The following is a 26,011-nucleotide window of genomic DNA, read 5'->3' on the forward strand; positions in this document are numbered from 1 at the left end:
TCACTCCTTCAATTCCACCTGACCCGCCTTAATGGTAAAGAGGTCAGGATCATCAATCTTATCTGCCTGGATGCCTTCCATACTGGTTGTAGTCAGGAAGGTTTGGACTTTTTTCTCGATAGTTTTTAGCAGATGGGTTTGACGCTGGTCGTCCAATTCACTTAAGACATCATCTAATAATAATATGGGGTATTCCCCCAGGGTTTCGTGCATGCATTCAATTTCTGCCAACTTCAAACTCAAAACCGTGGTCCGCTGTTGGCCTTGGGACCCGTATTGTTGAACGACTTTATCATTAATCATTAATTTTAAATCATCACGCTGGGGACCAATTTGAGTAGAGCCTACTTCAATTTCACGTTCTTGGATGGACTGAAACTTGTCCATGAGCTCGCTTTTTAGTTGATCCACCGTGGAGGTCTCATCGACAGTCAGGCTGGCTTGGTAGGCCAGGGTCAAGGTCTCCTTATCCATGGATAATTGGGCATGGATAGGCTGGGCATAGGCTTCCAATTTCTGAATGAATTGAAAACGCTGGACCATCATCCGACTAGCAAAGTCCACCAACTGTTCGGTTAAGACATTCAAATACAACTTATCATGGGCTTCCCGCCGCTGCAGCTGCTTCAAATAGGTGTTGCGCTGTTTGAGCAGGTGCTGGTAATTACTGGAGTCATAGAGATAAGTGGGGTTCATTTGACTGAGTTCCCGGTCAATAAAGGTACGGCGCAGTTGCGGAGCGCCCTTGACCAGTTCCAAGTCTTCCGGGGCAAAGAGCACCACATTGAAGGCCCCAATATAGTCACTCAGCCGATCTTGTTGCAGGCGGTTGAGCTTAGCGATCTTACCTTTTTTGGTCATGGTGAGGGATAAAGGAATCTCCCCATTCTTCTTGGCAACCCGGCCTTCAATCCGGGCAAAGTCAGCCCCAAAGCGGATCACTTCCCGCTCTTTAGCCGTCCGATGACTCCGGGCCAAGGACAGCATATAAATAGCTTCGATTAGATTGGTCTTGCCTTGGGCGTTGTCGCCGATAAAGACATTGATTCCCGGATCAAAGTCCATGGTAACCTGGTCGTAATTACGGAAGTCCTTTAAGTAAAGTGACTTAAGGTGCATGGTGATCTGCTAGTGGATCGCTTTCGCTAGCCCCTCGAATGGCGTAAATGGCTCCTTCATGCGGAAATTCAACCACAGAGCCGGGATAAAGTTTCTTGCCCCGTCTTTCTTCCTCCTGACCGTCTAAGAACACTGGGTAATTGGCCAGGTAAATTTTCGCCTGGCCTCCAGTTTGGATATAACCCAGTGCCTTCAATAACTGCCCGAGCGTAATATACTCGGTATCGATGGCGACAATATCTACGTCTGACATCACACACCGCCTCCCTTTACTTTAAACTAAAAAAGCGTACTCCAATTCGGTCTCTTAGAGTACGATTTGTCTCCCTTATTCAAGTAATATTATACCCCAAATCCTCTATATAAGCAAAAAAAGGCCCTAGGTTCCACTAGAGCCTCTTTTAGCCACTTCCTACTAATGCTTTTTAGAAGTCCATTAAAGCCTAAAAATGAAAGTTTAGCATATGAAATGGACTTTAAGTGCGGATAAGTAAAAAAATAAATTGAAACTAGGGCGAGCAGTCTCTCTACTTATGACCTTAGCCGCAAAAAAAAGCCGGGATGTCGTCCCAGCTTCATTTGCTTTCAATTGTCGTTTTTACTCGTCTACTTCAATGACCCGGCCTGGGTTGAGGAGGTTATTGGGGTCCAGGGCTTTTTTAATAGCTTTCATGGTATTTAATTCCGTTTCAGAGAAGAAGATGGGCAAGAATTTCACCCGTTCGAGACCAATTCCATGTTCTCCAGAAGGGAGGCCGCCATTTTCAGCTAAGAAGTCATAAAGGCGGAGGTCATATTGGTGGAGTCGGTCTTCCCATTCTTGGTCACTGAGTTCCTTCTTCATGAGGCAGATATGAATATTACCATCGCCGGCATGACCAAAGAAAGTGGAGGCAATACCTAAGTCATCGGCAATCTCTTTGGATTTATTGATGGCTTGGGTGATCTTATTGACCGGAACGACAGGGTCATCTAAGCGCATGGGGCCTGCCTTATAAATTCCTGAAAGAATATGGTCACGGATGTCCCAGACTCCTTTTTCCACTTCACCACTTAAGAGCTCAGTCGCTAAAGCCCCCGCATTTTGAGCGATTTCTTCCAAGTTTTCCAGATCTTTTTGGATGGCCGCTTCCTGGTTACCGCTGAGGGTGACTAAGAGGAAGGCTTGCCCCGTTTTACTTGGCATTTCCTTACCGAGCAGTTCCTCAGCGTAGGTGATGGCATCGTGTTCAAACATTTCCAGGGCAGTAGGCGCCACAGAGGAATGCAAGATTTCATAAATGACTGGTCCCAGTTCTTCTAAGCGTTCGAAACCGATTAAAAGGGAGTTCTCATATTTAGGTTCTACCCGCAATTTCAATTGTAATTGACTGATAATGCCCAAGGTCCCTTCTGAACCGATGAAGAGGTCCTTCAAGTCGTAGCCTGAGGAATCCTTATTATTCAAGCTCCCCACATTAATCACTTCACCATTGGCTAAAACCACCCGCATGGAACGGATATTGTCCCGGGTCACTCCATATTTAATGGCCCGCATCCCACCAGCATTAGTGGCCGCATTTCCCGCTACGGTAGCCCGTTTTTCACCTGGGTCAGAGGCATAGAAGTAGCCACTACCCGCTAAATAATCACGGACTTGGCTCAAAGTCACGCCCGCTTCCACGGTCAAGGTCAAGGTTTCCTTATCGAGATCGAGGATTTGATTCATTTTTTCTAGGTTTAAGAGGATTTCACCTTGAGGATAGGTGCCACCAGCCAGAGCCGTATGCCCACCAATGGTCACGAGTTTCTTCCCTTCAGCCTGGGCTTTCTTTACGGCTTCAACGATTTCTTCTTCATTTTCAGGATAGATCATCCCTTCCGCATGGCCGGCTTCTGATTCATGGATAAAGGTAGTGAGATATTTGTCGTCAACTTGTCTTTCAATTGTCATTGTTATGCCTCCTTTTGTTAACTTTATAGTAAAGTAATCGGTTTCAGCATGCAATGAAAACGCTTGTCTAAAACTGAGCAAGATAAGCTTTTGAAAGAAAAAAATTCCAGTAAAAAAGACGAGAGTGTGACAAAAGTCAAAAGAGCCCTGAACCACTGGAACAAACTATGGAAGATAGGCGCAAGCCTATCGCACATAGTTCGTGAAGTGGACGTCAGGGCTGACTTTTGGAACACGTTTTGATTAGATAGTTCGTATTTTGAAAAGAGTCTGAGACTTTTGTCCCAGACTCGTCTTTTTATTAATGATTCACTTAATTACCAGGTGTCCGGATTGGGGTGATGAGTTGAACCATGTTAAATTCATCTTCATCTTCACTTGGGGTCAAGATAAAGGAGTGGGTCGGGTTAACGAAACGAATGACCACATCTTGGCCGCCAAAACTCCGCAAAGCTTCCCGTAAGTAGTCAGGGTTAAAGGAAATTTCCAAGTCATCGCCTTCAAAGCTTAAAAGACTGAGTCTTTCCTTAACATAACCAATCTCAGAAGAGTGACCGGAAAGAATGGCTTCTTCTTGGGAGAGGGAAAGTTTAACCACATTATTCTTGCCTTGGTGGCTTAAGATTAAGGCCCGTTCTACCGCATGAACCAGTTCTTGGGCATCGACTTTAATTTTAGTGTTGTAGTCCAAGCTTAACAAGCGGTCGGTATCGGGATAGTTCCCTTCCAATAATCTGGAATAGAGGTAGACGTTATCAATCTTAAAGAGGACTTGGTTATCGGTGACCATCATTTCAATATCTTCATTATCATCCACTAGGCGGGTGAGTTCGGTCAGGGTTTGTCCTGGAATATTGATCTCTAAAGCTTTACCTTGGCTTTCTTCTGGCATGGTCAATGGCACAATCCGTTGACTGAGCCGGTGGGAGTCGGTTGATACCGCTTTCAGTTGCTCATCGGCCAGGATAAAGTGAACCCCGGTAAAGAGTGGGCGGATTTGTTGGTTAGATACCGAAATAATGGTGTGGTTAACCACCCGTTTAAAGAGATGGCCCGGTAAGACATAGGTCGAATCGGCATCAATCTCAGGTAAGGTAGGGTATTCACTACCGGCTGTCCCATTAAGGTTAAAGACGGATTCTCCTGAACGGATAACAGTTTGTAAATTCTCTTGAACTTCCAAGGTCAGTTGGTCTTCAGGTAATTTTTTGACAATGTCACCGAGGAAACGGGAGGGGAGAACAATAGACCCTGTCTCAGCAATCGATAACTGGTTACTTTCATCTTCTTTAGAAATATAAATTTCAATCGAAATGGTTGAATCACTACCAGTAAGGATGATTCCTGAATCCAGAACAGCGATTTTAATTCCGGTTAGTATCGGAATAGTTGTCCGTGAGGAAATCGCTCGTTGGACATTGTTTAAATGATCAACAAAGATGGAACGTTTAATTGTAAATTTCATAAAAAGCTCCTTTGCTGGATGCGTGCTTATTTATATATATTAATAGTATAGTAATAGTAGTAGGCCATGTGGAAGCTGTTGAAAACTTCCTCAAAGAAGTGACCTTAAAACTTTTCCACTTGTGGATAAGTTGTGGGTAGGCTTGTGCCCAACTTAGCTATTTATCCACAGGCCTTATTCTCTTATTAGTTTAGCATAAAAAGCCTACTTTGCCTGCCTTGATGATAGAAGAGTCGGCTTGGAAGCTAACGTTTGAGTAAATTTTGAATACTTTCGACATTTTCCTTAATCTCAGTGGCTGATTTCATGGCTTCTGAGATTTTTTCATGGGCATGGAGGACTGTGGTATGGTCTTTGCCGCCGAATTCTTGGCCAATCTTAGGCAGGGAGGCGTCGGTAATTTCCCGCGAGAGGAACATGGCAATTTGCCGAGGAACGACAATGTCCCGTTTCCGTTTCTTCCCTTTTAAATCGGCCACAGTCAGGTCAAAGTAATCGGCTACGGTTTCTTGAATTTCAGCAATACTTGGCACCTTTTTGGTGTTGGCGTCGCGATAATTGGATAAGGCCCGCGCGGCGACATCCGGACTGAGTTCTTCTTGGTTCATGACCGCATAGGCTTGGACACTGGTGAGGGCTCCCTCTAGCTCGCGAATATTGGTATCAATTTGACCAGCGATATAGGAGAGGGTCTCATCTGGAATATCAATGCCGTTCACCTTGGCTTTGTTGCGCAAAATGGCAATCCGGGTTTCCAAGTCGGGTGGGGTGATATCCGTCGATAAACCTTGTTTAAAGCGGGAAACCAGCCGGTCTTCTAACTCAGGAATTTGACTGGCATCGCGGTCACTGGTGAGGACGATATGCTTATTATTATTGTAGAGAGCGTTAAAGGTATGGAAGAACTCTTCCTGGGTCGACTGCTTGTTACCGATAAATTGAATATCATCGACTAAGAGCATGTCCACATGACGGTAGGCTTGGTGGAAGTCCGGCATGGTATTGGTCCGAATCGCTTCAATAAAGTCGTTGGTAAAGGTCTCACTGGTGACGTATTTGACAATAGCGTCAGGATGAGTCCGTAAGACTTCGTGGCCAATCGCTTGCATGAGATGGGTTTTTCCTAGTCCTACACCCCCATAGAAGAAGAGGGGGTTGTAGTCCCGTCCCGGCCCTTCTGCCACCGCTAAGGCAGCGGCGTGGGCCATTTTATTCCCTTCACCTACCACAAAGTTTTCGAAGGTGTATTTAGGGTTTAAGTCGCTGTGGCGGTTAGCGGTTCGATTGTCTACTTGGGCTTGGCCAGGATTGGCTGCTGGTCCGAAGTCTAAATGATTGCTCCCCGTTTGTTGGTTGTCGAGTGTAATTTCGATCCGAATTTCCCGGCCCAGATAGTCATAAATCACCTGTTGCAACTGCATCATATAATTGGATTCAATGTGTTTTTTGTGCAGTTGGGAAACAGCTTCGATGTATAAGACATCATGATCCATCCGGAGGGGCTTGAGGCCCAGAATCCAGGTATCGAAACTTCCCTTGGTCAAGTGTTCACGAAAATATTCGCTCACCACTTGCCAAAGTTCCTGTAAAGGATCCATCGAAACGACTCCTTTCTATAGAAATAGTCTCTTTTAGTTTACCATGAAGCGGAAAAGTTATCCACATTTATTCGACCTGGGGATAAAAGTTTTCCCAAGTTGTTCATAGACTTATCCACAATCTGTGTATAGTTAGCGGGTTACAGGGGAAAACTTGTTCGACTGTGGATAATACCCTGAGGCAAAAACTTGACTACACACAGATTTAGCAAAAGAATTCACAGCTGTGGATAACTTCTCCCCTTGCTGTGGATTGTGTAGAAGTCTGTTAAAAGCCCTTGGGATAAGTTATAGACAGTAAGCTCTGTCCACTCCCCCTGGGAAAACTTATCCACTTTTGGGGATTTTAAAGAGTGTGACTGGTGCATCAAAAGGCAAGACCGCTGGAGAAAACTGGGATAAGCTCAGCTAGTCTGAGCGTTACCAGTTTTAGTTGGGTTCGACTTGGCAGACTTGGAGTGATTTCACAAGTCAGAAACAAGCGAATGTTTCGCTTTTATTCTGACTTGTTCCAATCATCCAAGCCTAGGCGCCAAGTCTCACACCCTGTGTGAAGCGGACGTTCGTCCTGTGACTGGTGCATCAAAAGGCAAGACCGCTACGCATACTATACCTGTAACTCGCTACGCTTCGAACAGCTATAGCAACTGGAGCTAAAGGTCGAAAAAATTCGTGAAAAGAATTTGTCGACCTTTAGTGAAGTGGACGCTTGCCTTGCACCAGGAACAGGTTTGAAGAGAGTGTGACAAGTGCGTAAAAGAGCAAGACCGCGGGAAGAAATATGCGGAAATCCTTGAAAAGGATTGACAAATATTTCTGAAGCGGACGCTTGCTCTGCACTTGGAACAGGTTTGAAAAGGATGTGAGGAAGGATCAGGGAGGGAGATTCCTTGGAGGAAAAGATGATAAGACCAGAAATAAGGATGTGAGGACGCCGTCAGAGACTTGAATTGCTGGAGGAAAATACCAAAAGCCCAGCACGACTGTGCGTTGGAATTTTCTGAAGCAACTTCAAGGCTGGCGTTCGAACTCAACTTGCTGGTCGTTCAACTTTTTTGAAAGGACATCCCCTCCCCCTTCCGAACTCAACTATAGAGTGTGACAGTCACATAAAAGGACGAAATCGGAGGGTTAGTACTTAAAAATAAGCATAAAAAAAGCCGAGCTTGCGCTCGACTTTGTTAGAAATCTTAGTCTTGACCTTGGTAAGCAAAGACCACGTTACCGTCATATAATTTCAATACTTTTTCAAAGAGAACTTTGCTGAGTAAGGCAACGACTACAGGGATGATTAACCAAGAGAGAATGACTAAAGGAATACTTAGGCCGGCATCGAAGGATGCTAGCGGTCCGACAATACCCACTAAACCGAAACCTGCGGATTGTGGGGTACCGGAAATATTAAAGAGGGCTACTGGAATAGCAGTAATCACTGCGGTAAATAGGGTAGGTACCAAGATGATTGGGTACTTGAATAAGTTGGCCATCATCATCTTCATAGCCCCTAAGGCAATGGCTAGGGTAACCCCGGATTCATTGACTTTCCAAGAATGAACCACTAAAACGACTGTGGTTGCCGCAACCCCCATGGAAGCTGCCCCAGCAGCAATCCCATCGAGTTGGATAGCTAGACCGATCGCCACGGTTGAAATGGGTGAGATAATCAACATCGCGAATGAACAGGAGATCAAGATAGTCATTAGGATCGGTTGTAGATTGGTAAAGCTGTTAATGACACTACCGATGGCGCCAGTGAATTTAGCAATAATAGGTAGTAAGAGGACCCCGATCAAGGCTACTCCACACCCCACTAAGATCGGCATAGCAATCACAGCGGTGGAGCCAAATTTATCTTTGACCCAAAGTAAGACCAGAACCGCGATCGCGGCGGTGATCATGGTATTGATCAAGTCCCCGGTTCCTGCACCGATATAGGCCTTGGCTTCAGGGTTATATTGAATAACTCCCGATCCCACGAAACTGGCTCCAGCGGTCACCATGACTTGCATGGGCTTGAAGCCAAATTGCATGGCGATTAAGGCCCCAATCAAAAGCGGGGTAGCTAATTGGAAAATTACGGCAATTTGAGAAATGGTAACGGCTAGGGGAATGTGGGTAAAATATTTTAAAATCCCGGATAAAACGGCATTAGGAATTAAACCAATAACCACTCCTGTCGCTGTCCCATTCAATACTTTATTAAGAAAGACCTTAGGGGTCATTTGTGTTTCTTCACTCATATTGTCACTCCTTCTTCTCTAGAAATAATTGGTTGACTCTCAGTTAAAGACTGTCGCTAGAGTCTAAGAAGCGCATTAATATATCTCTGTTTCTTGGCTGAATTGAGCTAAATTGTGGACCACATCTTGTAAGAAGCGACCGGCCTCTAAACCGTCGAGGAGACGATGGTCAATGGAGAGACAGAGGTTAACCATGTCGGCCATTTTGAAATTACCGTCATCACTGACAAGAAGGCGCTTCTTAATCGATTCGACTTGAAGAATCGCAGCTTGTGGTGGATTAATGATTCCCATGGATTGGACCGAACCGAAGACCCCCGTATTATTTACGGTAAAGGTCCCGCCTTGCATGTCTTGGCTGGTTGCCTCACCGTTTTTAACGGCTTGGGCGAGGCGGTCAATTTCATGGGCGATTCCATTGATGGATAGACGGTCCGCCTGCTTAATCACTGGTACATAAAGATGGTCTTCGGTAGCTACTGCTATCGATAAGTTAATGTCTTTATGGTAGTGAATCCCATCTTCTTGCCAACTGGCGTTAAGCAGTGGGTGTTGTTTTAGGGCTTGGGTCACTGCTTTCACAAAGAATGGGAAGTAAGAGAGGTGGATCCCTTCATTATCCTGGTAGGAATCTTTCAAATGATTGCGTAAATTAACGATATTGGTCACGTCAGCTTCTACCATCATCCAAGCATGGGGAATCTCTTGGTAGGACTTGGTCATTTGTTTAGCAATGGCCTTACGGATACCATCGGCTGGTGTGACTTGGTCTTGAGATTGACTTGGTTGACTCACAGGAGTTTTGGCTGACTGATCAATTGGGCTGCTGCTTTCAGACTGGCTGGCAGTTTGGTCTGGGCTTGATCCCGACTCAAGTGCCGCTAGGACATCTTTTCGCGTGATGCGCCCTTTAGCACCAGTTCCCACCAACTGAGACAAATCAATATTATGCGTCTGTGCTAATTTTAGCACAGCTGGTGAGTATCGGCTATCAAATTTTGATTTTTCTGAATCATTTGACAATTTAGCTTCATTTACTTTTGTGCTTTGACCGCTACTTTCGCTTTGATCAGCGGCCTTGAGGACATCTTTTTTGGTAATCCGACCATTTTTGCCAGTCCCGGTGACTTGCTTGAGATCGATTCCTTTCTCCTGGGCCAAACGAACGACAGCAGGGGAATAGTTGAGATTTTGAGTTGGCTTGGCTTCCTCTTTTGCCTCATCCGCCCGCTCTTGGTCACTAGTTTCTGTAGAATGGGCTTCGGCTTGGTCGTCTGGGCCATCCCCATCGACAATAATTGACAGGATGGCTTGGCCAATAGGGATTTCTTCATCTTCATCAACCAACAATTCGTCGACCACCCCACTATATTCGGAGGGGACCTCGGTGGTGACCTTGTCAGAGATCACTTCCGCAAGTGGGTCGTATTTTTTAACGGTATCGCCGGCTTTGACTAGCCAGGCGTTAATGGTCGCTTCGTGAACACTTTCGCCTAGGGCCGGCATCTTGATGATTTTTTTAGTCATTAGTTTAAGCTCCCTTCTGCTTGATGACAAGTCTTAGCTATGGTTAGAATTCAGCGAGCTCTTTCATGGCTTGGTAGACCTTGTCCTCATCGACTAAGAATTCACGTTCTAAGTTTAGGGCATAGCCCACAGTAGGCACATCTGGGCCAGCTAAACGGCGGATGGGCGCATCCAAGTCGAAGAGGGCTTCTTCAGCAATAATGGCAGCAATTTCACTCATTATCGCGCCTTCCTTATTGTCTTCAGTAACCAAGAGGACCTTACCGGTTTTCTTAGCCGCTTCCACCAGGGTGTCTTTATCTAGTGGGTAGAGACTTCTCACATCAACGACTTCACATTCAATGCCTTCTTCTTCACTTAAGCGTTCAGCCGCTTTGAGGGCGTATTGGAGGACAATCCCGTAGGCAATCACAGTAATATCGTCCCCTTGGCGGAGGACATTAGCCTTGTCTAAAGGAACGGTATAGTCTTCGCTAGGAATTTCATCTTTTAAGAGCCGGTAGAGGCGTTTGTGTTCATAGAAGAGGACAGGGTCATCGGAGCGGATAGCGGCCTTGATCATGCCCTTAGCGTCATAGACAGTGGAAGGGGTCACAATCCTTAGTCCCGGTTGACCAGCAAAGACCTTGTCGGTGGTTTGGGAATGGTAGAAACCACCGCGGACACCAGCTCCATAAGGGGCGCGAAAGACAATCGGTGTGGTCCAGTCGCCCTTGGTCCGGTAACGCATCCTAGCGGCTTCAGAGTTAATTTGGTTAACAGCTGGAAGGATATAGTCCGCAAATTGGAATTCACCAATGGCCCGGTAGCCTTTAATCCCTAAGCCCACCGTTAAACCAGCGATAGCAATTTCGGTGAGGGGGCTGGAGAAGACCCGGTCATCCCCGTATTTAGCGGCTAGGCCTTTGGAGACCCCGAAAACCCCACCTTTTTCCCCACCAACGTCTTCACCAAAGATGAGGACCTTATCGTCGCGGGCCATTTCTTCATCAATACCTTGGTTTAAGGCCTCTAAGTAAGTTATTTCTGTCATCTTGAGTCATTCCTTTCCTATTATATAAAGAAATTAGTCGGCATAGACTTGTTCATAGAGTGATTCTGGCGTCGGATCAGGGCTGGCTTCCGCTTCATCAGTGGCTTGGTCGACTTCCGCTTGGAGTTCTTGGTAGATTTTTTCGTTTTCTGCTTCAGTCAGATAGCCTTCCTCGATAAGTTGTGCTTTAAATTTCTTAATCGGGTCGTTGGCTTTAACCTCTTCCAGTTCTTCAGGAGACCGGTAGACAGTTTGGTCGTCATCGGAGGAGTGACTGGTTAACCGGGTGACCATGAGTTCAATTAAGTGTGGGCCCCCGCCTTGGCGGACCTTTTCTACAACTTTTTTGAAGGCCTTGTAGGTTTGGGCAAAGTCAAAGCCGTCCACGCGTTCGCCTTCAAAACCATAGCCAGGGCCTCTTAGGGCTAAGGATTCGGCATGATATTGGTGTTTGGCAGGAACGGAGATGGCATAGCCATTATTTTCCACCACAAAAATGACAGGGAGTTGCATAACCCCGCTAATGTTCATGGCTTCAGCACATTCCCCTTGGTTAAAGGAACCTTCACCCGTTGTTGTCAGGGCAATGCTGTCAGACCCATCCAGTTTGTTGGCTAGGGCGACACCCGCAGCCACAGGGTATTGGGTGGACACTGGGGAGGAGTGGCTAACAATATTATGTTCTTTGGAGCCGAAGTGGTTAGGCATCTGCCGGCCGTGAGAGTTGGGATCAGCGTCTTTACCAAAGGTGGCTAGGAGAACATCGGTACAGGACATGCCCCACACCATGCAGGCAGTCATGTCCCGATAATAAGGTAGGAAGAAATCCTTGTCATGGTCAAAGGCTAAAGCCATAGCCACTAGACCGACTTCATGACCTTGACCAGAAATATTAAAGGAAGTCTTACCAATCCGGGTTAATTGCCAGATCCGTTCGTCGAGTAAACGGCTCCGGACCACATGCTTATAAGCCTCGATAATGGCTTCTTTACTTAGACCAGTACTTGCTAATTTTTCCATGATAGTCAACTCACTTTCTACTTACTAATCATGACAAATTAATTTTTATTGGCTACTATATCCTTTGTGACTGTAATTTACTTGTGAATGGCCATTTCCATAGCGTCTAAAGCGGCTTCTTGGAGGGCTTCTGAGAAGCTCGGGTGAGGGTGGACGGTGGTGGCGACTTCCTCATTGGCGGCATTGAGGTAGAGTCCCAGGCTGCCTTCACTGATCATTTCGGAAGCATGGGGACCAAAAATCGTGATGCCCAGTAAGTCGTCGGTGGCTTGGTCGCGGATGACTTCAATAAAACCATCACTGGCTTTCTCGATCAAGGCCTTGCCGTTACCTGCTAGGGGGAAGTGGCCGACCTTGGCTTCAACGTCTTCGGGGAGGTTGTCTTGGTTATAACCTACGCTGGCAATTTCTGGGGAACTATAGACACACCGCGGCAGCATGGTGTAGTTAAGCGGATCACTGCTTTTCTTGACGATGTGATCGACGGCGCACTTGGCTTCAGCCATGGCCACATGGGCCAGTTGCAGGGTATTAATAGCGTCGCCAATGGCATAAATATGGCCTTCCTTGGTTTGGTAGTGCTGGTTGACCTCAATCCCATTCTTATCGTATTTAATGGAGGTATTATGAAGACCAATGTTATCTATGTTAGGTTCGCGACCAACAGCCACCAAAACCTTGTCAAAGACTTCCTGTTCTTGCCCCTGGTTCATGGAGACTAGAACCTGGCCATCTTTGACCTGGGCTTGGTCGACCTGACAACTGAGCTTCAGTGTGATGCCTTGATCTTTAAAGGCCTTGGCCAGGGCTTGGGAGATGTTTTTGCCTTCATTGGCTAAGAGCCGGTCCAGGTATTCGGTAATGGTGACCTGGCTTCCCATCCGGGCCAGGAAAGAGGCAAATTCTACCCCAATGACCCCGCCCCCAATAATGGCAATGGACTTAGGGATTTCTGCAATCTCTAAGAGCCCGGTGGAAGAGAGGATATATTCCTCATCAATCGTAATATTGGGCAGGTTTTTGTTCCGTGACCCAGTAGCTATGATGACATTTTTGGGAACGATAATACTTTCTTCTTCCTCAGGATCATTCGGGCTTACTGCAATGGCGCCAGAATTGGGAGAGAAGATCGAAGGTCCTAGAACGGCTCCGTGACCCTTTAGGAGGTGGACCTTGTTTTTCTTGACCAAGCCTGCCACCCCGGTCACTAATTGTTTAACCACGGCATTTTTATAGGACTGGACTTTTTCCATTTTGACCTGGGACTGGCCCCCACTTTCAATGCCAAAGGCTTGGGCCTGGTCGACCGTGTCTTTCACATGGGCGGCCTGTAAGAGGGCTTTGGTAGGGATACACCCTCGATTCAAACAGGTTCCTCCCACTTTATCCTCTTCGATTAAGTAAACTTCTAAGCCGAGTTTGGCTGCTTGGATAGCGGCCACATAGCCGGCGGGTCCACCGCCGAGTACGACTAAATCTGTATTGATCATCAACCGTCACCTTTCTTTCTATACACCTGACTTGAATAATTAGCTTTATTTACGGTTTATCTACTTGAAGTTAAAAAGAGGCGAAAAGATATGGATTTGTAACAAGTAAGCGCTTTCTTTTTTCACTTTTATTATACTAAGCCTTAGGTCATTTCGCAAAGGTTGGACTTAATTAATAAGAAGAAACTATTAATTGTTTGCCGACTAGAAAGCCTGTTTATAAGACTGCTGAGAAGGCTATATTTTTTAGAAAAAGATGAGTCAGTTGGTGAATTTTTTTTTAGATTTCTATTGATCTTATTTCAGTTGTTCGGTATAATGTGAAAGATTGTTATTAGATATAACCATTCCCATATCATAGGAGGTGTCATTCATGAAGAGAACTTATCAACCAAATAAACGTCGTCGTCAAAAGAAACATGGCTTCCGCAACCGTATGAGTACAAAAAATGGTCGTCACGTTTTAGCGCGTCGTCGTCAAAAAGGCAGAAAACGACTTTCAGCATAAGACCACAAAGCGCTGTGGTCTTTTTTTATTTAGTGTCGAGGAGGGAATACAATGCGCAAGAGCTACCGAGTCAAGTCAGAAAAAGATTTTAGCTTGGTTTTCCACCAAGGAGATAGCAAGGCGAATCGGCAATTTGTAGTCTACTCCATCGAAAAAGAGCAAAAACATTTTCGGGTTGGACTCTCTGTGGGAAAAAAGATCGGCAATGCGGTGACCCGCAACCGGGTGAAACGGTTAATCCGCCAGGCACTGACCGAGTTAAAACCCTATATTAAAAGCAATGTCGATTTTATCATCATTGCCCGTAAGCCAACCAAGGCGATGAGCCAAGACCAGGTCAAGTCCAGTTTGATCCACGTCATGCGCTTACAGGGCCTCTTCCACACTGACCCGTCTAGGCCAGTAGAAAGAAACGAGAGGGCAGAAAGTGAAAATTAAACAAAATAAAAAACACCTGCTAGTTCTGGGGATGCTCTTAGTCGGAGTCCTGGTTCTGAGTGGGTGCGCCAGAGCCGGTGGTATGGAGCCAATTACAGCCGATTCCACGGGCTTTTGGGACCGTTATGTGCTCTACAACCTATCACAAATCATTATTTGGTTATCAGGAGTCTTTGGAAATAGTTACGGGATGGGGATTATTGTCTTCACCATCTTGGCCCGCCTCCTCTTAACCCCGCTCTATAGCTTACAAATGAAGAACACGGAGAAGATGCAAAAGATGCAGCCTGAACTTCGGGCCCTGCAAGAAAAGTATGCTTCCCGTGATGCGGAAACCCAACAAAAACTCCAAGAAGAGACCGCCAAACTGCAAGAGAAGTATGATACCAACCAATTTGCTGGCTGTCTCCCCTTATTAATCCAACTTCCGATTCTGACGGCCCTCTACCAAGCCATTAGTCGGACAGAGGCCTTAACCAATGGGCATTTCTTATGGATGGAATTAGGGAAGCCAGACCCTTACTTCATATTGCCAATTATTGCAGCGGTATCGATTTGGTATTCGACCCACCTCAGTCAGATTGCTTCAGGAATTAAATCAGGGTCGATGACAGCCATGCAATACGTTATGCCTGTCTTTATTTTCTTTGTTATGATGAACTTACCGAGTGCTTTGGCCTTATACATGGCAACTGCCAATGTCTTTACCATTGGCCAAACCCTATTGATCAACAATCCTTATCAAAAACAAAGGGCCCGCCACGAAGAAGAGGCCAAGGAAAGAGATTTGGAACGGCGCTTAGAGAAAGCCCGTCGCAATCCACGAGGTAAAAAGCGTAAGTAATAAGGAGCATCAAATATGAAATTAGAAACTTATCAAGGCGCCAGCGTTGAAGAGGCGATCGCAGCAGCTAAAGAAGGGCTCCAAGTCAGTGACATCCCGATGGAAGATGTCAAAGTCCTCCAAGAGCCTAAAAAAGGTTTCTTTGGTTTTGGTAGCCAACCAGCCATTATTCAAGTCAGCCTAGCTGATGGTGAACCCAGTGTTGATGAGATTGTGGCTGAAGTCGCTGTTGAAGCAGAAACAGTTACTGACCCGGCAGCTGATACAGTGCCGGCCACTACTGAAGTGGTCGAAGAAGCGACTGTGGTTGAAGCGCTCGATGATAGCCAAAGTGCTGCCAGCCAAGCGACTAGTGAATCAAGCAGTGACAGCCAAGTAGCGTATACACTCGATAGTCAAAGCGCTAGCCCAGCTGATGCAAGTGACGGCGCTGAATTAGAGCCAGTGGCAAGTCAAAGTGAGCCAGCTAGCGAATCACTAGCAGCTGACTACTCAACAACTGACAGTCAGTCCCAAGACGCAGACTATGAAGAAGATGAGGAAGAAGAAGCAGAAGAGGCTTCTTATCCTTTCGACTGGGGCGTTGAAGATGTGGCCCACTATCTCATCGATGTCATGGAAGCCTACCTGGTGGATGTGACTATTGATGTTGAAGATATGGATGACTTAATTATCTTCCATATTAATACCGATAAACCGGGCTTAGTGATTGGTAAGCATGGTAAGATTATCAATTCCTTAGAAACCCTGGCTCAGATTCTCACCCATTCCCATGTGCGCAAACGCGTAGCTGTTGAAGTGAATGTGGGCGACTACCGGGAACGTCGTGAGCAAACCTTGGAAAAATTGGCGGAAAGAACCGCTGACCAAGTGACCGTGGAACGTGAAGACGTCACCTTGAGTCCCTTGCCAGCGCGTGAACGGAAGATTATTCACCGCTGCCTATCCAAATACAGTCATATTAAAACCCAGTCCCAAGGCCGCGACCCTCATCGTTATATGGTCGTATCCTATAAGGACTAGTGATATGGTAAGAAGAACTCCAGTGTCTGATGGCGCTGGAGTTTTTTGATTCTTTAATAAATAATGTTAGTGAGCATTCGTTCTGCTTTTGAAATTTAGTCGTTAAAGAGCCGTGGCAACGGCTCGAGCTGAGATCTCTCGCCTAGCGAGCTTCAAACGTTTAGTACGGCTAAAGCCTACTAAACGTAATTCACATCGCTTGCTTATTCACGGCTAACGACTAATTTCAAAGCGCCACTCATGCTCATAGCTTCTTATCAAGAGAAATCTTGCTTAATTAATGCTCACCAACAGCAATAATAAGCTAGAACTTTTATACTAAGTCAGTTAATAATACAAAAATTGTATAAATACGCCTTTTAGAGGAGCGATGAGTCAAAAAATAAGATATTTATTTTTTGGCTTTTTTCTTTATGTTTATTTTTTATCAAGGCTAAGAGAGGGCTTGTGAAATCACTTTACCTGATGATCTTGGCTTAGTGATAGTGCTTTTAATGGCTAGATAAAGAATAACAGCACAAGCATATAACTAATAAAGCGCTTACATTTTAGCTACAATACTTGTGAAGATAATAAATCCAAAGAAAGGAAGTGCTTTTTTATGTCAGAGATCAAAACAATTGGAGTGATTGGAGCCGGCTCAATGGGGGCAGGGATTGCCAACGTGTTTGCTTCCAATGGTTACCAGGTGATCTTAAGAGATATTGAAGACAAGTTTGTCCAAGGGGGGATAGATCGGATTAGTAAATTCCTCGACGGCAGTGTGAAACGGGGGAAATTAGATGAAGCGGACAAGGAAGAAGTTCTTAGCCGCATCACCGGGACTACTGACTTAAAAGATTTCAAAGATGTAGACTTCGTAGTTGAAGCGGTTCTAGAAAAAATGGAGCTCAAACAAGAAGTCTTTAAAGAAGTGGAAGGCATTGTCCGTGATGACATTGTCCTAGCGACCAATACCTCTTCCCTATCCATTACCGAAATTGCTAGTGCCTTAGAAGATCCTAGTCGTTTTGCGGGGATGCACTTCTTCAACCCACCACAAGTGATGAAGTTAGTAGAAATTATCTATGGCTATGAAAGCAGTGATGAGACGGTGGCCGTGGTTAGGGAAGTTGCTGAAAGTATCGGTAAAGAAACCGTGACCGTTCATAAAGACTCCCCAGGTTTCATCGTTAACCGGATCATGATTCCTCAAATGATCGAGGCTATCAAGGTGCTCGAAGAAGGCATTGCTACTCCAGAAGACATTGACAAGGCCATGCGCTATGGCTTAAACCACCCCATGGGGTCATTTGAACTCCAAGACTATGCTGGGGTAGATATTGGTTACTATGTCATGGAATACTTCGAACAAGAGTATGGTGACCCACGCTGGACTCCACCAGTTACCATGAAGAATATGATGCGGGCTGGTCGCTTCGGTAAGAAAGCAGGCAAGGGCTTCTACGACTACGATGAAGATGGCAAGCAGTTACCTTCTGAACAAGCCAAAAACCAAGAAAAGTTACAAGGAAAATAGTGAGATGACCAAACGGCCCAAAAAGCGCTAGTCTTGGGGAGAAATTAATATCCCCAGCGGCTTGGAGGGCATGTGAGCGAATTAAAGGACAAGGAGAACGATTATGGTTAAAGAATCTAGAGCAGACATTGATGCAGTTGAAAAAATGTTTTATTCCGACCTTTATAATTATGCCGAAGACTTAACCGATGGGGAAAGAGAAGTTCTACAAGAGGTTGAAAAGGTTCTCAAAGAAGACATCTACCCCGTCCTCGATGAACACTGGGACAAGGCAACTTTCCCACTGGAAGAAATGCAAAAAATTATTGATATTGACCTTATTCAAAACCCTAAATTATTAGAAGGGCGTGAAGATGGGACCATCAGCCAACTCTTCCGGGGCTTCCGGGCTTATACTCTCGCCAAAACGGACCCGGTGATTGGGACCTTCTATACTTCTAATGGGGGCCTCTTCCACGAATGTGTCAAAATTGGGGGCAGCAAGGAACAGCAAGAAAAACTCATGCCTGGCGTCCTCAGCTGGGAAGGTAAGGGTGTCTTAGCCATGACCGAACCTGAACACGGGTCTGATATTGCCGGTGGGATGGAAGCCACCGCTAAACGGGAAGGCGACACCTGGATCCTGAATGGTCATAAGAAATGGATCGGTGGCGGAACCCTAGCTAAGTGGCACGCTTTCTTTGCTCGTGATGTGGACGATGGCCAAGTGAAGATGTTCTTTGTGGAACGGGAAAGTGAAGGGGTCGAAACCTTCAACACTGAACCTAAAGCCTTCTTCCGGATGATGCCTAATGCGGAAATTATTTATACCGATGTTAAAGTGCCTGAGTCTCAACGGGCGCAAAATGTGAACTCTTGGAAGGACGCAGCGAACATCCTTCGCAACACCCGGTCTGACGTGGCTTGGTTACTGGCAGGTGCGACAGCTGGTGCCTTTGAAGCAGCCTTGAAGTACACCCGGGAACGGGAAGCCTTCGGTAAGACTGTGGCTAGCTTTCAATTGATCCAAGAAAAATTGTCCTGCATGGCAATGAACGCTCAAGCTACCCTAGCGATTGCAGTGAGATTAGCCCAACAACAAGAACGTGGTATCTACAAAGAAGAGAACTCTTCTATGGCCAAGATGCATAACGGCTACCGGGCTCGTGAAAATGCTGCTTTAGCTCGGGAAGTCTGTGGGGGTAACGGCATTCTCTTGGAATACGATGTGCCACGCTTTATGGCGGATATTGAAGGGATGTACACCTATGAAGGGACCCACGAGGTTAACTCCCTCATTATTGGTCGTTACTACACTGGCCAACAAGCCTTTATCTAAAGTTTTCGATAATTAAGCGCTGGGCTAAAACTCAGCCGAATAATATAACAAGACGAAAAAAGTGTCTCTTTCACTGATGAGTGATGGAGGCACTTTTTATTTGTCGATAAATTCCCTTAATAAGCTTGTTATGTCTGATTTTTATTTTCCAGGGCGAGCTTTTGTCGTTTTCTCCTTCGTGCCCCGGGAATCCCCATGGCTTGGCGGTACTTGGCAACAGTCCGGCGGGATAGGTAATAGTTGTGGAGGGCTAAGTGATCACTAATGGCTTGGTCGCTTAGGGGATGGTGGGGGTATTCCTGATCAATGATTTGGCGAATAAATTTTTCTGCTTGTTGTCGGGTTAGGGCTTCGCCATTGACGGAAACTTTATTAGCTAGGAGGTCGTGGAAACTCAATATCCGCTGATTATATTGCAAGTACTTGTCCGTAATGGCCCGGGAAATGGTCGATTCGTCGTAATTCAGTGCCTGGGCCAGTTCTTTTTGTGACAGGGGGCGGAGTTGGTTCTCTTGCTGATTTAAATAGGCGGCTTGGTACTGGACCAAGTATTGGCTAATTTTTAGGAGCAGTTGGTCTCTTTTCTTGAGTGAGAAGACCAGCCAGTCGAATTCTCGCTTTTTGTCTTTGAGATAGGTAAGAGTTTCCTCATCAGGGCTTTTTGCTGTCATGGCTTGGTAGTAATCTTGCTTAAAGCTTATTTGGGGGAGGTAGTCCTTAGAAACTTGAAAGCTTACTTCCCCATTTTTTGCCTTCACAATAATATCGGGCAGGGTGTAGGCAGGGATATCATGAGAAAAATGACGAGCTGGCCGGGGTTCCAGACTTTGAATCTGTATAAAGCCTGCTTCTACCTGGTCTAGAGGGATGCTTTCTTGCTGAGCGATTTTGTCAAAGTTTCCCTGGGCCAGGTCTTCTAAGTGATCATTGATTAATGTCTCCACTAATTGCCCGTCAGGGAGGGCCTTGGCCTGTAAAGCTAGACACTCTTGTAAATTACGGGCGCCGATGCCTTTGGGTTCTAGGCTTTGCAGGATACTTAAATAGGTCTCTAATTCAGCTTGACTCCAAGCAAAGAGTTGGCGGGTGGCCAGGTCTTCCTTGCGGTAGTAGCCGTCTTGGTCCAGTTGACCAATTAAATAAGTCATTTGCCGTTTTTCATGGGCAGATAAAGACATCCCACTGACTTGCTGAATCAGGTAGTCATCCAAGGATACAGCATGGGAATCAGCCAAAGTATCTGTTAAGGAATAGTCACTCGCCTCATGAGTAAAGGTGGATTGGACTTCTTGATTTTCGCTGATCTCGATAAAGGGATTGCTTTCATAGTAGTTGTTCAATTCGCTGATTAAGTCGACTTGGTTCTTTTGTAAGAGTCGGCTGGCATGGACCAATTGAGTTTTGACATAGGGGGATAATTTTTCTTTGATCTTTTGCTGGGTGCGATAATTGATAGCCATAAAAGAACTCCTTAAACACTAATCAGTGATTATAAACACTATAACAATCTTTGTTTATTATTATAACAGGAAAGTTTTGGCATATAAATTGCTATATATAAAGTAAGAGATTGAGAAAGGAGGTCAGTTGATGACCAAGAAAATATTAATTGCTTCTCACGGACACTTGGCATCGGGTGTTAAATCGTCGATTAAGATCCTCACGGGTCTAGAAGACCAAGTCCAAGTGATTGATGCTTATGTCACGGATGAAGATTATAGCAGTCAAATTGACCAATTCTTAGCCGATATTGAGGCCGAAGACCAAGGCATTATCTTTACCGATATTTTTGGAGGTTCGGTTAACCAACGGGTCGTTTCCAAGTGTTTACATAGTGATAAGGCCAAGCAGGTCTATGTGATCAGTAATGCTAACCTAGGCGTTATCCTGAGTGTCTTACTTTCACCTGAAGCCGTGAGTGAAGCCAGCTTACGCACCGCAATCGAAGAAAGTGCTGTTAAATTAGTTCAGTTAGAAGCCGAGGAGTCCGATGATGACTTCTTTGCTTAAGCCAATAGAATGGAGATTTTTACAATGATTACCCAAATTCGTGTTGATGACCGCTTAATCCATGGCCAAGTTGCTGTGGTGTGGACCAAGGAATTGAATACCCCCTTAATTATCGTAGCCAATGATGCGGCAGCTAGTGATGAAATTACCCAAATGACCTTGAAGATGGCGGTGCCAGAAGGCTCTAAATTGTTGATTCGTTCAGTGGCTGACGCCATTAAGGTTTGCCAAGACCCTAGAGCCACTGATCGGAAATTATTCGTGATTGTCAATAAGGTTTCTGACGCTTATCAAATTGCTGAGGCAGTTGAGGATATTGAAGCTGTGAATGTGGCCAATGTCGGCCGTTTTGACCAAACGGATCCTGCTGAAAAGGTTGCTCCTTTTTCCAGTGTGCAATTGAACCCAACTGAATTACAAGCAGCTAAAGATCTTTCTCAACTGAAAGTCGATAGTTTTCACCAAGTCTTACCAAGTAATACCAAGAAAGATCTCGCTGAAGCCTTAGCAAGTCTATAAAAATTTAGAAAGGAATTTAATTATGCTTACTTATGTAATAATTGCCTTTTTCATTGTCTTCTTCTGTTCATCAGTCACTTACTTGACGGGTCAATCCATGATCGAACGGCCCTTAGTGGTTGGTTTGGTGACGGGCTTATGTATGGGAGACATGACGACAGGTATTTTAATCGGGGCTGCCTTAGAAGCCGTCTTTATGGGTAACGTCAATATCGGTGGGGTGATTTCCGCTGAACCGGTTACCGCGACTGCTCTGGCCGTAACCTTTGCTATTATTTCTAATGTTGAACAACAAGCAGCCATTACCTTAGCGATCCCTATTGGTATGTTAGCCGCTTTCGTAGTGATGTTTTTGAAGAACGTCTTTATGAACATCTTTGCTCCCGCCCTGGATAAATTTGCTAGAGAAAATAATCAAAAAGGCATTGTCTTCTTGCATTACTTTAGTTTCGTGGTCTACTTCTTTATCCTAGCTTCCATCACCTTTATCGGGGTTCTTGCCGGAAGTGGTCCGATTGAACAATTAGTGAATAATATCCCTGAAGCCTTAATGAATGGTTTGAAGGCTGCTGGTGGGCTCTTACCTGCTGTTGGTTTTGCCCTCTTAATGAAGCTCTTATGGAATAATAAATTAGCTGTCTTCTACCTACTTGGTTTTATTCTAACTGCCTACTTGAAATTACCAGCTGTTGCTGTTGCGGCTCTTGGTTTTGTGATCTGTCTAGTCAGCGCTCAACGTGACCTAGAACTGAACGAATTAAGAAGTTTACGACAAGCAACGTCACCAAGCAATCATTTTGAAAGCAGCGATCAAGCAGAGGAGGATGACTTTTTCTCATGAAATTATTAGGTCAAAAAAAGGCACAAAGCCCTGAAGAAATTGAAGATAAAAAGATGTTGCGGTCGATGTTTTGGCGGTCTTGGACCATTAATATGAGTCGGACCGGGGCCTACCAATACCACGCCATTGGTTTGATTTATACCCTCTTACCTGCCATTAACCGTTTCTATAAAACCGATAAAGAAAAGGCGGATGCCTTGGTGCGTCATACCACTTGGTACAATGCCACCATGCACTTAAATAACCTGATTACTGGGATTGTTGCCGCTATGGAAAGATCCAATGCTGAGTCCGATGACTTTGACCCTAACTCCATTACCGCGGTAAAAACCTCCTTGATGGGACCAATCTCAGGGATTGGGGATTCCTTCTTCTGGGGGATTTTACGGGTGATTGCCGCAGGGATTGGGATATCCATTGCTTCGACTGGGTCGCCTTTAGGAGCGATTATTTTCCTACTACTGTACAATATTCCAGCCTTCCTAATTCATTACTATATGCTAGATATTGGTTACTCGCTCGGGACCAACTTTATCCGCAAGGTCTATGAATCTGGAGCCATGAAAGTCATTACCAAAGCTTCTTCCATGCTGGGATTGATGATGGTTGGGTCGATGACAGCTTCCCATGTTAAATTTAAAACCACGCTATCAGTTGCCGTTAACGGTGGTGGCGATCCAATTTTAATTCAAGAATACTTGGACCAACTCTTTAAAGGCTTAGTGCCAATGGCCGTGACCCTATTAGCCTTCTACTTAATTCGGAATAAACGCGTGAATGTTAACTGGATTATGCTAGGAATTATTCTCCTTTCAGTCGTTCTGGGTCTTTTAGGGGTTGTATAATAGTAAAATTTATCCTTTAATAGATAGTGTGACAAAAATCACAAAGTAAAAAGCTACGGTTTAAGCGTAGCTTTTTTCTAGAAACGGGGTAGTTATCGTGAAGAAAGACATTCAAAAAGAATTAATGAATATCCTTTTACAGCAGTCCCAGCCCTTAAGTACTAAAGCTTTGAGTGAGGCGATTGGTCGCAGCCGGTCCTTAACCAGTAATTATCTCAATAATTTAGCCAAACTCGGCAAGGTAGACAAGTCCGATTCACGCCCTGTTTATTGGTCTTTAGCTGTTCAAGGTCATCATCTAGAAGAAAGCCAAGAACAGACTGATTATTTTGCTCAATTTATTGGTAGTCAAGGCTCGGTTAAGGAAGAAATTAAACAAATCAAAGCAGCCGTCAATTACCCACCCATTGGTTTGCCGATTTTATTAAATGGAAATTCTGGGGTAGGCAAGTCGTTTTTGGCTCAATTGATTTATAAGCAACTTCATGCCTTGAATAAGTCTTGTTCAGAACGTTTTACCGTCTTTAATTGTGCGGACTATGCCAATAACCCTGAGTTAATGTCGTCGCTTCTATTTGGACATGTCAAGGGGGCCTTTACCGGGGCCGATAGTAAACGGGATGGCCTCTTAAAAACTGCTGACCAGGGACTCTTGTTTTTAGACGAAGTTCACCGCCTCTCTTATGAAAACCAAGAGAAGCTCTTTCAGTTTCTCGATAAGGGTTATTTCCGACCTCTGGGCGAGGAAAATGAGGAAGTTTATTCCAAGGTGCGGTTGGTCCTAGCCACTTCGGAGGACCCTGAAAAGGTCCTTTTGCCCACATTTTATCGGCGGATTCCCTTAACCATTAAGCTTCCCGACTTCCATCAAAGGCCCTATGATGAGCGGATTAAGCTAGTGGAAACCCTCTTTCGCAAGGAGTCCAAGCGCTTGGACTTACCCATTAAAATTGACATTGGCGACTTTGAATTTCTCGTCAATCAAAAATATCCTGGAAATATCGGCTCGCTCTACAATAATATTCAATTATTATGTGCCCAAGCCTTTGAATACCAGGAAAATGCGGATTTTCTCTTGATTTCAAACCAAGATCATATTAACCATGTCTTAACTATAGATGTTAAAGAAGGAACGTCTAAACGCCAAGAAGATATTGAGCAATTGATTATTAAGCCCTTACAGAAGGTCTTTGATCAAGAGTCGATTTATAGTGTCCGCTCGGATTTTATAGGTTTTACCCAAGACCACTTAAATAATATCGAACAGTCTAATTTGGAACCGGTGATTCTCTATCAGACCTTGGTGAAGTCCTGCCAAGACATCTTAGGGAAAAATATTATCGCTGGCCATGTCGAAACTTTTATTCGTTTTTATAGTTCCTACCAATCTTACCTGCAAGAAATTACTTTTCCTAGTCATATAAAAAAGCAAATCCTTGCCGGTTATTCGAGAACCTATTCCTTGGCCAGGGAACTCTGTAAAGGGCTTGATCCCAAGGCTTATAAGAACTTGGTCTGGTATTTAAGCCTCTTGCTCTTGGATGCAGTCAATGAAAATCTTGCCTACCATGCCTTATTAGTGGCTCATGGGGATTCGACGGCTTCCAGCATCCAAAAGGTGGCCAACCAATTAAATGACAATTATATTTTTGATGCCATTAATATGCCTTTTTCCGCTTCAGTTCATGATGTGATCGCTCGGGTCAAGGAGTGGATGGATGACCATCAGACTTTGTCGGGGATCATTATGTTGGTGGATATGGGGTCACTGACCACCCTCTATAAGGGGCTGAAACCGGAAATTCGCGGGGAACTCTTTGTGATTAACCAGCTAAGTACTGCCTTGGCGCTAGAAATTGGTAATTACCTGATCCAAAAACGTTCAATGACCGATTTTATTGAAGAAACCGAGGGTAAGTTTTCACCAAAGGTTCAGTTCTTTGAAGGTTTTGATATTCAAAAGAATATTATTATTTCCAGTATTTCTGGAGAAGAACTGGCTGAGGGAATGGCTGATATTTTGAAAAAGTATTTGAAGCCTAATATTAAAACCATCGTGATGAACTATAATGAGCTCCTTCATTTAATTCACCAGCAGGATATCAATGAAAATTACTTTGATGCCACTTATTTTGTCCTAACCACCACGCCCTTGGATTGCCAGGGTCGGGTCAAAAATGTGAATTTACTGGAACTCTTAGAGAATGATTTTGAAAACTTGAGTATCTATTTTAAAGATATTGTGGCTCTAACCGACCTCCAAGTTTTGTTTAAGGACTTTCTCAAGTTCTTTTCTGTGGAGGGCTTGTCATCCCGTTTGGAATTCTTAAACCCAGAAGTCATTATTACCCAAGTGACCGGCGTCATTGAAAAGATTGAAGACCGTTTTCAAATTGAGCTTCCACCCAAGATTAATTTTACCTTGACCATGCACTTAGCCTTGATGATTGAACGGATTATTTTAGACCCGGTGGATTATGAACTGGCGGTTGATATTCACCAATTGCGTTTAAATAATAAACCTTTTTATAACTACTTAAATACGATTCTCTATCCCTTGAAGCAGTTTTATCGTATAGAAGTTAATGATTGGGAAATTTATAGCATCTATGCCATGCTAAGCAGTTACCAGGAAAGTCAAAAAGAAAGAGGTTATTCTAAGTAAGTCTTGGCAGTATTCTTAAAAGTAAAGAACTAAAAAAGGATCTAGCAGATTTATTC

Annotated in this window: 22 protein-coding genes and 1 pseudogene; 11 read left to right on the forward strand and 12 right to left on the reverse strand. The window is 44.7% G+C overall.

Features of this window, described 5'->3' with window-relative positions; translation table 11 throughout:
- From recF to lpdA, 11 genes and pseudogenes are all read right to left on the reverse strand, one after another.
- Window positions 1–1,119, reverse strand: a complete 1,119-nt coding sequence (gene recF / locus JFU01_RS04830; protein ID WP_195856034.1) for a DNA replication/repair protein RecF — start codon at window positions 1,117–1,119, stop codon at window positions 1–3.
- Window positions 1,109–1,372 (reverse strand): S4 domain-containing protein YaaA, encoded by a 264-nt coding sequence (gene yaaA / locus JFU01_RS04835; RefSeq protein WP_195856035.1) that lies wholly within the window; start codon window positions 1,370–1,372, stop codon window positions 1,109–1,111. Before yaaA ends, recF begins: the two co-directional genes overlap by 11 nt.
- Window positions 1,373–1,717: 345 nt before the next feature.
- Entirely contained in the window at window positions 1,718–3,052 is a 1,335-nt protein-coding gene (locus tag JFU01_RS04840; RefSeq protein ID WP_195856036.1) for an FAD-binding oxidoreductase, read from the reverse strand.
- 313 nt (window positions 3,053–3,365) lie between these two features.
- The gene (gene dnaN / locus JFU01_RS04845; protein WP_195856037.1) at window positions 3,366–4,517 is read right to left on the reverse strand and encodes a DNA polymerase III subunit beta; all 1,152 of its coding nucleotides are present in this window, start codon (window positions 4,515–4,517) and stop codon (window positions 3,366–3,368) included.
- 245 nt (window positions 4,518–4,762) lie between these two features.
- On the reverse strand, window positions 4,763–6,115 hold the full coding sequence (gene dnaA, locus JFU01_RS04850; protein WP_195856038.1) for a chromosomal replication initiator protein DnaA: 1,353 nt from the start codon (window positions 6,113–6,115) through the stop codon (window positions 4,763–4,765).
- A gap of 1,190 nt (window positions 6,116–7,305) precedes the next feature.
- A complete protein-coding gene (locus JFU01_RS04855; RefSeq protein WP_195856039.1) occupies window positions 7,306–8,355 on the reverse strand; it encodes a PTS sugar transporter subunit IIC in 1,050 nt (349 codons plus the stop codon).
- Window positions 8,356–8,430: 75 nt separating this feature from the next.
- On the reverse strand, window positions 8,431–9,150 hold the full coding sequence (locus tag JFU01_RS09000; RefSeq protein ID WP_374990111.1) for a dihydrolipoamide acetyltransferase family protein: 720 nt from the start codon (window positions 9,148–9,150) through the stop codon (window positions 8,431–8,433).
- Between the two features lie 87 nt (window positions 9,151–9,237).
- Window positions 9,238–9,882 (reverse strand): annotated as a pseudogene (locus JFU01_RS09005) (E3 binding domain-containing protein); the annotation flags it as partial.
- Window positions 9,883–9,925: 43 nt separating this feature from the next.
- Entirely contained in the window at window positions 9,926–10,915 is a 990-nt protein-coding gene (locus JFU01_RS04865; RefSeq protein WP_195856041.1) for an alpha-ketoacid dehydrogenase subunit beta, read from the reverse strand.
- Between the two features lie 33 nt (window positions 10,916–10,948).
- Entirely contained in the window at window positions 10,949–11,935 is a 987-nt protein-coding gene (locus JFU01_RS04870) for a thiamine pyrophosphate-dependent dehydrogenase E1 component subunit alpha (RefSeq protein ID WP_195856042.1), read from the reverse strand.
- 77 nt (window positions 11,936–12,012) lie between these two features.
- Window positions 12,013–13,428: a dihydrolipoyl dehydrogenase gene (lpdA, locus tag JFU01_RS04875; RefSeq protein ID WP_198434194.1), complete on the reverse strand. Its 1,416-nt coding sequence runs from the start codon at window positions 13,426–13,428 to the stop codon at window positions 12,013–12,015.
- A gap of 370 nt (window positions 13,429–13,798) precedes the next feature.
- Between lpdA and rpmH the strand changes: the two genes are divergently transcribed.
- From rpmH to JFU01_RS04905, 6 genes are all read left to right on the forward strand, one after another.
- A complete protein-coding gene (gene rpmH / locus JFU01_RS04880) occupies window positions 13,799–13,933 on the forward strand; it encodes a 50S ribosomal protein L34 (RefSeq protein ID WP_013669588.1) in 135 nt (44 codons plus the stop codon).
- A 51-nt stretch (window positions 13,934–13,984) separates the two neighbouring features.
- On the forward strand, window positions 13,985–14,371 hold the full coding sequence (gene rnpA / locus JFU01_RS04885; protein WP_064293045.1) for a ribonuclease P protein component: 387 nt from the start codon (window positions 13,985–13,987) through the stop codon (window positions 14,369–14,371).
- The gene (yidC, locus tag JFU01_RS04890) at window positions 14,361–15,215 is read left to right on the forward strand and encodes a membrane protein insertase YidC (RefSeq protein ID WP_315861740.1); all 855 of its coding nucleotides are present in this window, start codon (window positions 14,361–14,363) and stop codon (window positions 15,213–15,215) included. The genes rnpA and yidC overlap by 11 nt, the downstream gene beginning before the upstream one ends.
- A gap of 15 nt (window positions 15,216–15,230) precedes the next feature.
- Window positions 15,231–16,238, forward strand: coding sequence for an RNA-binding cell elongation regulator Jag/EloR (gene jag, locus JFU01_RS04895; RefSeq protein WP_195856044.1), 1,008 nt, complete (start codon window positions 15,231–15,233; stop codon window positions 16,236–16,238).
- Between the two features lie 601 nt (window positions 16,239–16,839).
- Window positions 16,840–17,757, forward strand: coding sequence for a 3-hydroxyacyl-CoA dehydrogenase family protein (locus tag JFU01_RS04900; RefSeq protein ID WP_195856045.1), 918 nt, complete (start codon window positions 16,840–16,842; stop codon window positions 17,755–17,757).
- 103 nt (window positions 17,758–17,860) lie between these two features.
- A complete protein-coding gene (locus JFU01_RS04905; protein ID WP_195856046.1) occupies window positions 17,861–19,075 on the forward strand; it encodes an acyl-CoA dehydrogenase family protein in 1,215 nt (404 codons plus the stop codon).
- A gap of 128 nt (window positions 19,076–19,203) precedes the next feature.
- Here the strand turns inward: JFU01_RS04905 and rpoN are convergent, their stop codons facing one another.
- Entirely contained in the window at window positions 19,204–20,535 is a 1,332-nt protein-coding gene (gene rpoN / locus JFU01_RS04910; RefSeq protein ID WP_195856047.1) for an RNA polymerase factor sigma-54, read from the reverse strand.
- A 130-nt stretch (window positions 20,536–20,665) separates the two neighbouring features.
- On the opposite strand from rpoN, the gene JFU01_RS04915 reads away from it, so the two are divergent.
- The 5 genes from JFU01_RS04915 to JFU01_RS04935 all read left to right on the forward strand — a co-directional run bounded on the left by JFU01_RS04915 (window position 20,666) and on the right by JFU01_RS04935 (window position 25,955).
- Window positions 20,666–21,085 carry a PTS sugar transporter subunit IIA gene (locus tag JFU01_RS04915; RefSeq protein WP_195856048.1) on the forward strand — a complete coding sequence of 140 codons (420 nt, stop codon included), beginning with the start codon at window positions 20,666–20,668 and terminating at the stop codon, window positions 21,083–21,085.
- 24 nt (window positions 21,086–21,109) lie between these two features.
- A complete protein-coding gene (locus JFU01_RS04920) occupies window positions 21,110–21,604 on the forward strand; it encodes a PTS system mannose/fructose/N-acetylgalactosamine-transporter subunit IIB (protein WP_195856049.1) in 495 nt (164 codons plus the stop codon).
- Window positions 21,605–21,626: 22 nt separating this feature from the next.
- Window positions 21,627–22,445, forward strand: a complete 819-nt coding sequence (locus tag JFU01_RS04925) for a PTS mannose/fructose/sorbose/N-acetylgalactosamine transporter subunit IIC (RefSeq protein ID WP_195856050.1) — start codon at window positions 21,627–21,629, stop codon at window positions 22,443–22,445.
- Window positions 22,442–23,290 carry a PTS system mannose/fructose/sorbose family transporter subunit IID gene (locus JFU01_RS04930; protein ID WP_013669410.1) on the forward strand — a complete coding sequence of 283 codons (849 nt, stop codon included), beginning with the start codon at window positions 22,442–22,444 and terminating at the stop codon, window positions 23,288–23,290. Before JFU01_RS04925 ends, JFU01_RS04930 begins: the two co-directional genes overlap by 4 nt.
- A 97-nt stretch (window positions 23,291–23,387) precedes the next feature.
- Window positions 23,388–25,955 (forward strand): sigma 54-interacting transcriptional regulator, encoded by a 2,568-nt coding sequence (locus JFU01_RS04935; RefSeq protein WP_195856051.1) that lies wholly within the window; start codon window positions 23,388–23,390, stop codon window positions 25,953–25,955.
- Window positions 25,956–26,011 lie beyond the last annotated feature (56 nt).

The organism is Aerococcus sp. Group 2 (genome assembly GCF_905125285.1).
Classification (GTDB): domain Bacteria; phylum Bacillota; class Bacilli; order Lactobacillales; family Aerococcaceae; genus Aerococcus; species Aerococcus urinae_E.

Bases quoted from the DNA above. Each gene is read 5' to 3' on its own strand.
- recF (WP_195856034.1), bottom strand. From the start codon at position 1,119: ATGCACCTTAAGTCACTTTACTTAAAGGACTTCCGTAATTACGACCAG.
- yaaA (WP_195856035.1), bottom strand. From the start codon at position 1,372: ATGTCAGACGTAGATATTGTCGCCATCGATACCGAGTATATTACGCTC.
- JFU01_RS04840 (WP_195856036.1), bottom strand. From the start codon at position 3,052: ATGACAATTGAAAGACAAGTTGACGACAAATATCTCACTACCTTTATC.
- dnaN (WP_195856037.1), bottom strand. From the start codon at position 4,517: ATGAAATTTACAATTAAACGTTCCATCTTTGTTGATCATTTAAACAAT.
- dnaA (WP_195856038.1), bottom strand. From the start codon at position 6,115: ATGGATCCTTTACAGGAACTTTGGCAAGTGGTGAGCGAATATTTTCGT.
- JFU01_RS04855 (WP_195856039.1), bottom strand. From the start codon at position 8,355: ATGAGTGAAGAAACACAAATGACCCCTAAGGTCTTTCTTAATAAAGTA.
- JFU01_RS04865 (WP_195856041.1), bottom strand. From the start codon at position 10,915: ATGACAGAAATAACTTACTTAGAGGCCTTAAACCAAGGTATTGATGAA.
- JFU01_RS04870 (WP_195856042.1), bottom strand. From the start codon at position 11,935: ATGGAAAAATTAGCAAGTACTGGTCTAAGTAAAGAAGCCATTATCGAG.
- rpmH (WP_013669588.1), top strand. From the start codon at position 13,799: ATGAAGAGAACTTATCAACCAAATAAACGTCGTCGTCAAAAGAAACAT.
- rnpA (WP_064293045.1), top strand. From the start codon at position 13,985: ATGCGCAAGAGCTACCGAGTCAAGTCAGAAAAAGATTTTAGCTTGGTT.
- jag (WP_195856044.1), top strand. From the start codon at position 15,231: ATGAAATTAGAAACTTATCAAGGCGCCAGCGTTGAAGAGGCGATCGCA.
- JFU01_RS04900 (WP_195856045.1), top strand. From the start codon at position 16,840: ATGTCAGAGATCAAAACAATTGGAGTGATTGGAGCCGGCTCAATGGGG.
- JFU01_RS04905 (WP_195856046.1), top strand. From the start codon at position 17,861: ATGGTTAAAGAATCTAGAGCAGACATTGATGCAGTTGAAAAAATGTTT.
- rpoN (WP_195856047.1), bottom strand. From the start codon at position 20,535: ATGGCTATCAATTATCGCACCCAGCAAAAGATCAAAGAAAAATTATCC.
- JFU01_RS04915 (WP_195856048.1), top strand. From the start codon at position 20,666: ATGACCAAGAAAATATTAATTGCTTCTCACGGACACTTGGCATCGGGT.
- JFU01_RS04920 (WP_195856049.1), top strand. From the start codon at position 21,110: ATGATTACCCAAATTCGTGTTGATGACCGCTTAATCCATGGCCAAGTT.
- JFU01_RS04925 (WP_195856050.1), top strand. From the start codon at position 21,627: ATGCTTACTTATGTAATAATTGCCTTTTTCATTGTCTTCTTCTGTTCA.
- JFU01_RS04930 (WP_013669410.1), top strand. From the start codon at position 22,442: ATGAAATTATTAGGTCAAAAAAAGGCACAAAGCCCTGAAGAAATTGAA.